Raw genomic sequence first — 10,869 nt, 5'->3', positions numbered from 1 at the left:
GCTCTATTTCAGCTTCATAAATTCTATAACTACCTATGTACCTTTCATCACCATCTTTTCCATAGTAGTAAACATTAAATGTAATGTAATAACCATAGTCATTCCAATTATCTTTAAAAAAAACATAAGTGTCTGAAAATGTCTTATTAGCTACTTTCTTATATTCTTTGTTAAAATGTCTAAATTTTACCATCTGTTTTCTCCTCTTACACCTGCTCCGACAATTCTTCCCACTCCAACATAGCTTCTTCCTGACGATGGCTAATTTTATCCAGTTCTGCTTGCAATTGCATGAGTTCATCTGCATCATTGGTGGTATGCATTTGTTCAGAGATAGCTTGGGCTTGCGTTTCCAGTTCTTCGATTTCTGCCTCTAGGTTTTCGATTTGTCTCATTAACTTACGAAGTTCTTTTTGACTTTCCTTTTGAGCTTGGTAGTCATTAACTGGTGAAACTTCTTTTTCTTGGTCAACAGCTACCGCTTCTTCTGCTTGGCTAGCTGCTAGCTCTGCTTTTTTATCAACATAATAGTCATAATCACCAAGATAAAGTGTTGATCCATTCTCAGATAATTCCATCACATGAGTGGCAACACGGTTGATAAAATAACGGTCGTGGCTGACGAAGAGAAGAGTTCCATCAAAGTCAATTAGTGCATTTTCCAGAACTTCCTTGCTATCAATGTCCAAGTGGTTGGTCGGCTCATCCAGAATCAAGAAGTTGTTGTTTTCCATTGAAAGTTTAGCTAGAAGCAGACGAGCTCGCTCGCCACCTGACAGCATTCCAACTGATTTCTTAACATCGTCACCAGAAAAAAGGAAGGCGCCTAAACGATTTCGGATTTCCACTTCTGGCGTCAATCTAAAATCATTCCAAAGTTCATCTAAAACTGTATTGCTTGGTGTCAACTTACTTTGAGTTTGGTCATAGTAGCCAACTTCAACATTAGCACCAAAGCGCTTCTCACCCTTGATAAAGGGAATCTGATCCACAATGGATTTAATAAAGGTTGACTTACCAATACCGTTAGGACCAACAATGGCAATAGCATTCATCTTACGAAGATCAAGGTTGATGGGTTCTGATAAGATTTCACCATCATAGCCAATAGCAGCATTCTCCACTGTCAAAACAACATTACCAGATACTATATCAGAATGGAAGGTCATATTAGCTGATTTTTTACCAGCTTCAGGCTTGTCCAATCGCTCCATTTTCTCCAGTTGCTTGCGTCGAGATTGGGCACGTTTGGTCGTTGAAGCTCGAACAAGATTTCGGTTGACAAAGTCTTCCAAAGCAGCAATTTCCTTCTGTTGCTTTTCGTAGTTTTTAGCTTCAGTTGCAAGCTTCTGCTCCTTTTGCTCCACAAAACTAGAGTAATTTCCAACGTATCTATCTAAAGAATGTTTGGTTAAGTCGAGCGTTATGGTTGCTACTTTATCAAGGAAATAACGGTCGTGGCTGACGATAATTAAAGCACCGCTATAATTAACTAGATAGTTTTCTAACCAGGCAATGGTTTCAATATCTAGGTGGTTAGTCGGCTCGTCCAAAACCAAGAGATTAGGCTTTTCAAGAAGCATTTTGGCTAGCGCTAGACGGGTATTTTGACCACCGGAAAGCTCAGCGATTCGCATCTGCCACATGGACTCGTCAAACTTGAATCCATTTAAAATAGAGCGAATATCGGCTTCATAGGTAAATCCTCCAGCCTGACGGAAATTTTCTGATAGGCGATCATAGTCAGACATAAGTTTGTCTAATTCTACCCCAGTTTTTTCCCCCATTTCCAACTCCATCTGTCGAAGTTGTCTTTCAATACAACGCAAGTCATCAAATACATGTAGCATTTCTTCGTAAATTGTATTTTCAGACTCAAAGCGACTATCCTGTGCGAGATAAGAGAGGGAAATATCTTTTTTCTTATTGATTTCACCAGTGGTTGGCTCCTCTTCTCCAACCAATATCTTGAGTAAAGTAGACTTTCCAGCACCATTTTTCCCAACGAGGGCAATGCGGTCTCTTTCATCTACTTGTAGGTTTATATTATCAAAAAGAACCTCTCCAGCAAAAGAACGTTCAATTTTATTAGCTTGTAAAATAATCATACAAGTAGTATAGCATGTTTCCCTAAGGCATTCAAGACTCGATAAACAGGCATATGTCACTACTTTTCTGAAAATTATGCTACCGTTTTACTAAAACGCTAAAAAGTGCTATAATGTGAACGGTTAGAACAATTTACAAAAAGGAGAATTTTAATGTCTTACCAAGAGAATTACCAGAAATGGGTTGATTTTGCGGAGCTTCCAGACTACCTTCGTCAAGATTTGGAAAATATGGACGAAAAAACTAAGGAAGATGCCTTCTATACAAATCTTGAATTTGGTACTGCAGGTATGCGTGGCTTGATTGGCGCTGGTACAAATCGCATCAACATCTACGTTGTTCGTCAAGCTACTGAGGGATTGGCTCGTTTGATTGAGTCAAAAGGTGGAAACGAAAAAGAACGCGGTGTAGCAATTGCCTACGATAGCCGTCACTTCTCACCTGAGTTTGCCTTTGAATCTGCGGCAGTTCTTGCTAAACACGGCATCAAATCTTACGTATTTGAAAGCCTCCGTCCAACTCCAGAACTATCATTTGCAGTTCGTCATCTCAACTGTTTCGCAGGTATCATGGTCACAGCTAGCCATAACCCTGCTCCATTTAACGGTTACAAGGTTTACGGTGAAGACGGAGGACAAATGCCTCCACACGACGCGGACGCTTTGACTACTTATATCCGTGCAATCGAAAATCCATTTGCAGTTGAAGTTGCTGATGTGGAAGCTGAAAAAGCTTCTGGCTTAATTGAAGTCATCGGCGAAGCTGTTGACGTAGAATACCTTAAAGAAGTTAAGGATGTAAACATCAACCCAGCCTTGATTGAAGAATTTGGTAAAGACATGAAGATTGTCTACACACCACTTCATGGTACTGGTGAAATGTTGGCTCGTCGTGCTCTTGCCCAAGCAGGATTTGATTCTGTTCAAGTCGTTGAAGCTCAAGCAACTCCTGATCCTGACTTCTCAACTGTAAAATCTCCAAACCCAGAAAGCCAAGCAGCCTTTGCCCTTGCTGAAGAACTTGGTCGTCAAGTTGGTGCAGATGTTCTTGTGGCAACTGACCCAGATGCTGACCGTGTTGGTGTTGAAGTTCTTCAAAAAGATGGTAGCTACCTCAACCTTTCAGGTAACCAAATCGGTGCTATCATGGCTAAATACATATTGGAAGCCCACAAAAACGCTGGAACTCTTCCAGAAAACGCGGCTCTTTGCAAATCTATCGTATCAACTGACTTGGTAACGAAGATTGCTGAAAGCTACGGCGCAACTATGTTCAACGTTTTGACAGGTTTCAAATTTATCGCTGAAAAAATCCAAGAATTCGAAGAAAAACACAATCACACATACATGATGGGATTTGAAGAAAGCTTCGGTTACTTGATTAAACCATTCGTACGTGATAAAGACGCTATCCAAGCCGTTCTTGTCGTTGCTGAACTTGCTGCCTACTACCGTTCACGTGGTTTGACACTTGCAGACGGTATCGAAGAAATCTACAAAGAGTACGGCTACTACGCAGAAAAGACAATCTCTGTTACCCTTTCAGGTGTCGATGGTGCTGAACAAATCAAAGCGATTATGGCTAAATTCCGTAACAATGCTCCAAAAGAATGGGATGCAACAGCTATCACTGTCGTAGAAGACTTCAAGGCTCAAACTGCCACTGCTGCTGACGGTACTGTTACAAACTTGACAACTCCTCCAAGTGATGTGTTGAAATACACACTTGCTGACGGTTCATGGATTGCTGTTCGCCCTTCAGGTACAGAACCAAAAATCAAGTTCTACATTGCAGTTGTAGGTGAAACCAACGAAGAATCACAAGCTAAGATTGCTAATATCGAAGCAGAAATCAATGCTTTTGTAAAATAAAGACCTAAAAAGATGAGACCAAATAATCTCATCTTTTTTTCGTATCAAATCTAAGCAATTTTAGAAACTTTATGGCATACTAGACTTATCAATGAAAGCGAGGTAATCTCATGGAACAATTTTTAGAAAACATCAAAGATCTTGAAGTTACAACTGTAGCGCGTGCTCAAGAAGCACTTGACAAGCAAGAAACTGCAACTTTCTTTATCGGACGCAAAACTTGTCCTTACTGCCGTAAATTTGCTGGTACATTGGCTGGTGTGGTGGCTGAAACCAAAGCGCACATCTACTTCATCAATAGCGAAGAACCAAGTCAACTCAATGAGTTGCAAGCATTCCGCTCACGCTACGGAATCCCAACTGTACCAGGCTTTGTTCACATTGCAGATGGACAAATCAATGTCCGTTGCGACTCTTCAATGTCAGCACAAGAAATCAAAGAATTTGCAGGATTGTAAAATAGTCTATAAAAAAGAAGGCATAGGCCTTCTTTTTTATAGATCAGTCAGTGGTGTTGCAGTATCTGGTGAAGTATCGTAAACTTGAAAGTCTACTCCTACTCCCAGATCTGCTTGAGCTAACTGATTGACCATGGTCATGTGAGCCAGCTCTTTGATATTATTTTCCTTGGACAAATGGCCTAGGTAAATCTTCTTGGTACGATTACCTAGTGTACGAATCATGGCGTCTGCTCCATCCTCGTTTGAGAGGTGACCAAGGTCAGACAGGATGCGTTGTTTGAGTCGCCATGCGTAAGATCCTGCTCGCAGGATTTCCACATCATGATTTGACTCGATTAGATAGCCATCTGCGTTCTCGACAATGCCAGCCATCCGGTCACTAACATAGCCCGTATCCGTCAGCATGACAAAGCTCTTGTCATCCTTCATAAAACGATAAAACTGGGGCGCTACTGCATCATGACTCACACCGAAACTTTCGATATCGATGTCGCCAAAGGTTTTAGTTTTTCCCATCTCGAAAATATGCTTTTGAGACGAGTCAATCTTACCGAGATACTTACTATTTTCCATAGCCTGCCAGGTCTTCTCATTAGCATAAAGATCCATGCCGTACTTACGAGCCAGAACGCCCACGCCGTGGATATGGTCTGAATGCTCATGCGTAATCAAGATAGCATCCAAATCCTCTGGTTTACGATTGATTTCACTCAATAGGCTTGTAATTTTTTTACCAGATAGTCCTGCATCTACTAAAATTTTCTTTTTTGGTGTTTCCAAGTAAAATGAATTTCCACTGGACCCCGATGCTAAAATACTGTATTTAAAACCGATATCACTCATTCTAGTCTTCTAGTTCATCCTCCCAAATCTCTTCTTTCACGGCATCATTATCGTATGGAAGTACGATAGTAAAGGTAGATCCCTTGCCATACTCACTCTTAGCCCAGATAAATCCCTTATGTTGCTTGATGATTTCCTTGGCGATAGCCAATCCTAGTCCTGTTCCTCCTTGAGCACGACTTCTAGCCTTATCAACCCTATAAAAACGGTCAAAAATCTTTGGTAAATCTTCTTTAGGAATCCCAAGTCCTTGATCTGAAATAGATAAAATCATCTGATCATCTGTAGTTTTCATGTTAACAGTGATTTTTCCACCATCTGGTGAATACTTGATAGCGTTATTCAGGATATTGTCAATCACCTGGGTCATCTTATCTGTATCAATCTCAATCCAAACAGAAGTAATCGGATAGTCTCTCACCAACTCGTACTTCTTCTCCTCATCTTGACTTTTCATTTTATCAAAACGATTAAGGATAAAGGTGATAAAGGCCGTAAAGTTAATCAATTCAACATCTAAGTGACTAGTTGCGTTGTCAATCCGTGATAGATGCAAGAGATCCGTCACCATCCGCATCATACGGTTGGTTTCATCCAAAGAAACCTTGATAAAGTCTGGAGCAACCGGTTCTGTAAGAGCTCCTTCGTCCAAGGCCTCAAGATAGGATTTCACACTTGTCAAAGGGGTACGCAACTCATGACTAACGTTCGAAACGAAAAGCCTTCTCTCACGTTCTTCCTTTTCTTGTTCAGTCGTATCATGTAAGACTGCTACTAGACCAGAGATGAAGCCAGACTCTCTACGAATCAAGGCAAAACGAACACGCAAACTGATATACTCGCCATTAAGATTCTGCGAATAAATCATCAGCTCAGGACTCTGAGTAATAAGTTCTCTCAGCTCATACTCTTCTTCAATCTTGAGTAACTCTAGGATATTTTGATTAAGAGCATCATCCCTTTCAACTCCAAGTTGTCTCTTGGCCATATCATTGATCATGATGATTTGCCCACGACGGTTGGTTGCAAGCACTCCGTCTGTCATGTAGGACAGAATACTATGCAACCTTTTACTCTCTTGTTCCAGATTTTCTTGAGTCAGACGAATGACTTCAGATAAATCATTGAGATTGTTAGTGATATTAGTTATCTCTGAGCTTCCCTGCATATCCAAAACCTGAGAATAATCACCATCAATCAAATCTTTTATTTTCTGATTGATCTGCCTCAAACGAATATTATCACGACGACTCTCAAGCAAGAGAAAAGACACTAACAGAATAAAGCCAATTAAGATGAGGATAAAGATAAAGTCGCTCGTCAAAATTGTTTGTCTAATTACTTCAATCATTATTTCTCATATAATATCCTACACCACGACGAGTTAGGATGTATTCAGGTCTGCTTGGTGTATCTTCAATCTTCTCGCGCAAACGTCTAATGGTTACATCAACTGTACGGACATCTCCAAAATAGTCATATCCCCAAACGGTTTCAAGAAGATGTTCTCGGGTAATAACTTGTCCAAGATGAGAAGCTAAATGATGCAAGAGTTCGAATTCACGGTGGGTTAGGTCTAACTCTTCACCATATTTCTTAGCCACGTAGGCATCTGGTAAAATCTCCAAATCGCCAATCTGCAGACTTTGTAATTTCGTTTCAGGTTCTTGGCTATCAACTGAGACAAGATCTGTACGACGGAGAAGAGCTTTAACACGGGCCTGTAGTTCACGATTTGAAAACGGCTTGGTCACATAGTCATCCGCTCCAAGTTCAAGCCCAATAACCTTATCAAATTCGCTATCCTTTGCTGAAAGCATGATAATAGGAACACTACTTGTCTTACGAATAGTTTTTGCGACCTCAAGTCCATCAATCTCAGGAAGCATCAAATCCAAGATAATAATATCTGGTTGCTCAGCTTCAAATTGTTCAAGTGCTTCACGACCATTAAAAGCAGTTACAACTTCATAACCTTCCTTGGTCATATTAAATTTTATAATATCTGAGATGGGTTTTTCATCATCTACAATTAGTATTTTTTTCATTTAGTCACCTTTTTCCTTATCTCATTATACCAAAAAAAAGTAAAGAAGACACGCATGACCGATGCTAGCAGCTTCTTTTCAAGTAGGCTTGCCAGATCTTTTGCTGAGGTTTAGCTAGAGGATAATTGCTAAATTCTTCTGGACTTAACCAGAGGACTTCCCTATCTGTATATTCTTGTGTCTCAGTAACTCGGCCTGCAATTATCTGGATATGCCATTTACGATGGCTGAAAATGTGCTTGACCTCTTCAAAACGTAGATCTTGCCAATCAACTTCAAGATCATAGTCCTGTTCAAAACTCTCCTGTGGAGAAGGTCCCAGTTCTATAATTGGTTCAGCAACTTGACTGAAAAGGTCCAGGTCTTGAGTTTGGTCTGAGAATTCATCAACTTCAATCAAGGGAAAATGCCAAAAGCCAGCCAAGAGTTTTTCACTCTCATTCTTTTCCAATAGAAACTTCCCCTGACTATTTTGCACTACAAGAGCCTTTAGAAAAATAGGAATTGGCTTTTTCTTTGGAGCCTTGATAGGATAGTGAGCCATGGTTCCATGTTGATAAGCAGCACTGAAGTCCTTAACAGGACTCTCCTCCGGTCTTGGATTGACAGGAGCCTCAATATCTGAACCTAAATCCATCAAAGCCTGATTGAAATCACCTGGACGATCAGGATCTATCAGAACTTCCATCATCGCTTGAAAAATCTTGCGATTGCTAGGATTTCCAATATCATGATTGACTTCAAATAAACGTGCCAAAACACGCATGACATTCCCATCAACTGCAGGCTGCGGAAGGTTAAAGGCAATACTAGAAATTGCACCAGCTGTATAAGGACCAATCCCTTTTAAGCTTGCAATACCTTCATAAGTTGACGGGAAATTGCCTTCAAATTCATTCATAATCTGTTGAGCGGCTGTTTGCATGTTGCGAACACGAGAATAATAGCCAAGTCCTTCCCAGGCTTTTAATAAGCGCTCCTCAGGAGCATTTGCTAAGCTTTCGACGGTCGGAAACCAGTCTAAAAAACGTTCATAATAGGGAATGACGGTATCAACTCGAGTCTGCTGCAACATAATTTCAGATACCCAGATATAGTAAGGATTCTTACTCCGTCTCCATGGTAAATCCCGCTTATTTTCGTCATACCAGGCTAATAATTTTTGACGGAAAGAGAGAATCTTGTCCTCTTCCCACATGGTCACACTATATTTCTCCAAATCTAACATATTTCTAGTATAGCATAACCTTTTAGGATACTCAAAAAATCAAGATAGACATTGAAGAAAACACTTTTCTATCATAAAAAACAATCCTTATTATTTAAGCAAAATGGAGAAAAGATAGATTCTGTTCATAATACTCTAATTTTTATATAGCTACTTGTCAGTTTTAATTTTAAATGTTGACTTAAGTTAAATATAGTGGATTGAAATAAGATATAAACAAATTGATTAGGGGAGTCAAATCAATTTCTAGCAATGTTTTAGAAGTCGAAATGAACTATTCTTTATTTAGCCTACTATAATAATTATGATGATTCCCCAAACTTAAGCTAAAATACAAATAAAAAAAGAGTTTGAGAAAATCCCAAACTCTACTATTTTTTGATTTTATTTTCTAGCTATCTTTTCATCTTCTTCTAGTTGTTTAACTAATTGATCAACGCTATCAAATTTTACCATATCACGGATACGGTCCAACCAGGAAACGATGACAGTCTCCCCATAGATATCGTCGGAAAAATCAAAGATATGAACTTCAAAACGCTCTTCTTCGCCATCAAAGGTTTCATTTTTACCTAGACTTGCCATACCACGATAGACTTTTCTTTGGATTTCAACGTCAACGGCATAAACACCATCAGCTGGCATATATGTCCGATCCAAGTTGACTAGATTAGCTGTCGGGAAGCCAATAGTTCGACCACGCGCATTTCCATGAACCACTACACCTCTCGTTGGTAAAGGGAATCCCAAAAGTTTGCCTGCTTCTTTTACATCTCCTTCTAGAATGGCTTGGCGAATGCGCGTTGAACTAATTTTCCCCTTTTCGTCCTCAACTGGTGGAACAACAACCACTTCACCATGGAAGAGTTCTTTTAAATCCTCAGCTGTTTTTCTATCTGAACCAAGAGTATAGTCAAAACCAACTACAATGGTATCTGCCTTTGCTTCCTTGACGTAGGTATCAATGAATTCTTGGGCAGTCATATTTGCTACTCGACTAGTGAAATCCATCAAATATAAACTCTCAACTCCAGCTCGCTTCAATCGACGTTCACGTTCACTAGCATTCAAAATATGCAATAAGTGTTCAGGTGAGTATTGATTCAGAGTTAGTTTTGGTGATTCGTTAAAAGTTACTAGAGCTACTCCCTGGCGCTTTTCAGCAGCAATGTTAGAAGCTATATCAAATAATTTTTGATGTCCAAGGTGAACTCCATCAAAATAACCTAGTACAAGGACGTTTGGTCCTGGCGTTGCAATATCTTTTTCTGTTTTAATAGGTACTGTAATAATCATAGTATTTATTATACCAAAAAAATGGCGCTTTCAAAACAATTTAGGCTGAATTCAGTACATAAAACTTAGAGCAAGCTTTCTCTGACTTCTTTTCGCAACATTTCTAGACTTTCGATCCCGTACTTATCCATGACTTTTGGTAGATTTTCGATAATATCTGGACAAGCATAGGGATTCGTAAAGTTGGCTGTTCCGACACCGATTGCTGAGGCACCAGCCAGATACATTTCTAAGGCCGCTTCAGCTGAATCCACTCCTCCCATACCAATGATTGGAAGCTTAGTTGTTTGAGCTACTTGACGGATTAGTTTTAGGGCTACAGGAAATACTGCAGGTCCAGACATACCACCTGTCCCATTTGCGATAATCGGCTTTCTGGTTTTAAGGTCAAAACGCATACCAACAAGGGTATTGATCATAGTGAGACCACTAGCACCAGCATCTTCTGCAGCCTTAGCAATGGTAACAATGTCAGTAACGCTTGGAGTCATTTTGACGTAAACGGGCACATCTGATGCTTCTACGGCAGCCTTCACCACATCATAAGCCAACTCAGGATCTTGTCCAATTAAAAGTCCATGATTACCATGATCAACGTTAGGACAAGAGATATTGAGCTCAATGGCTTTCACGTTAGTTGCCTTTGAAATTCCATGAGAAACGGCTGCATACTCCTGTTTTGAAAATCCCGCAACATTGGCGATAATAGGGAGATTTGGGTATTCTCTTTCAAGCCAAGGTAGTTTATCAGAGAGAACGACCTTTAAACCTGGATTTTGTAAACCAATAGCGTTGAGCATACCTGCAGGAGTTTCTGCCACTCGTGGAGTTGGATTTCCAAATCTTGGTTCTAGGGTAGTCGCCTTAATCATGATAGAACCCAAGAGATCTAGATCATAGTATTTAGCATATTCTTGACCGAAGCCAAAACAACCTGAAGCAGGAATGATAGGATTCTTTAATTCTAAACCTGGTAGAGAAACTTGTAAGCGATTTGCAGTCATGACACTCTC

The 10,869-nt window shown here is 40.0% G+C and carries 9 protein-coding genes and 1 pseudogene; 2 read left to right on the top strand and 8 right to left on the bottom strand.

Going from position 1 to position 10,869, the window contains the following annotated elements:
* Positions 1-193, bottom strand: a pseudogene (locus GEZ89_RS07275) (DUF2971 domain-containing protein); the annotation flags it as partial.
* 13 nt (positions 194-206) lie between these two features.
* Positions 207-2,108, bottom strand: coding sequence for an ABC-F family ATP-binding cassette domain-containing protein (locus GEZ89_RS07270; protein WP_153225532.1), 1,902 nt, complete (start codon positions 2,106-2,108; stop codon positions 207-209).
* Between the two features lie 153 nt (positions 2,109-2,261).
* On the opposite strand from GEZ89_RS07270, the gene GEZ89_RS07265 reads away from it, so the two are divergent.
* The gene (locus GEZ89_RS07265) at positions 2,262-3,980 is read left to right on the top strand and encodes a phospho-sugar mutase (RefSeq protein ID WP_075231728.1); all 1,719 of its coding nucleotides are present in this window, start codon (positions 2,262-2,264) and stop codon (positions 3,978-3,980) included.
* Positions 3,981-4,090: 110 nt separating this feature from the next.
* Positions 4,091-4,438 (top strand): PedC/BrcD family bacteriocin maturation disulfide isomerase, encoded by a 348-nt coding sequence (locus tag GEZ89_RS07260; protein ID WP_075231729.1) that lies wholly within the window; start codon positions 4,091-4,093, stop codon positions 4,436-4,438.
* Between the two features lie 36 nt (positions 4,439-4,474).
* Here the strand turns inward: GEZ89_RS07260 and GEZ89_RS07255 are convergent, their stop codons facing one another.
* From GEZ89_RS07255 to GEZ89_RS07230, 6 genes are all read right to left on the bottom strand, one after another.
* Positions 4,475-5,284, bottom strand: coding sequence for an MBL fold metallo-hydrolase (locus GEZ89_RS07255; RefSeq protein ID WP_153225531.1), 810 nt, complete (start codon positions 5,282-5,284; stop codon positions 4,475-4,477).
* Position 5,285: 1 nt separating this feature from the next.
* On the bottom strand, positions 5,286-6,635 hold the full coding sequence (gene vicK, locus GEZ89_RS07250) for a cell wall metabolism sensor histidine kinase VicK (RefSeq protein WP_153225530.1): 1,350 nt from the start codon (positions 6,633-6,635) through the stop codon (positions 5,286-5,288).
* Positions 6,628-7,332, bottom strand: coding sequence for a response regulator YycF (yycF, locus tag GEZ89_RS07245; RefSeq protein ID WP_075231732.1), 705 nt, complete (start codon positions 7,330-7,332; stop codon positions 6,628-6,630). The genes vicK and yycF overlap by 8 nt, the downstream gene beginning before the upstream one ends.
* A gap of 64 nt (positions 7,333-7,396) precedes the next feature.
* Positions 7,397-8,560, bottom strand: coding sequence for an A/G-specific adenine glycosylase (mutY, locus tag GEZ89_RS07240; protein ID WP_153225529.1), 1,164 nt, complete (start codon positions 8,558-8,560; stop codon positions 7,397-7,399).
* 384 nt (positions 8,561-8,944) lie between these two features.
* Positions 8,945-9,856: a bifunctional riboflavin kinase/FAD synthetase gene (locus GEZ89_RS07235; RefSeq protein WP_153225528.1), complete on the bottom strand. Its 912-nt coding sequence runs from the start codon at positions 9,854-9,856 to the stop codon at positions 8,945-8,947.
* A gap of 65 nt (positions 9,857-9,921) precedes the next feature.
* Positions 9,922-10,860 (bottom strand): dihydroorotate dehydrogenase, encoded by a 939-nt coding sequence (locus tag GEZ89_RS07230; protein ID WP_153225527.1) that lies wholly within the window; start codon positions 10,858-10,860, stop codon positions 9,922-9,924.
* Between the last annotated feature and the right edge of the window lie 9 nt (positions 10,861-10,869).

The organism is Streptococcus mitis (genome assembly GCF_009496285.1).
GTDB classification, from domain to species: Bacteria; Bacillota; Bacilli; order Lactobacillales; family Streptococcaceae; genus Streptococcus; species Streptococcus mitis_BP.
Note: the sequence above shows the minus strand (reverse complement) of the source record. Positions and strands in the feature narration are given on the sequence as shown.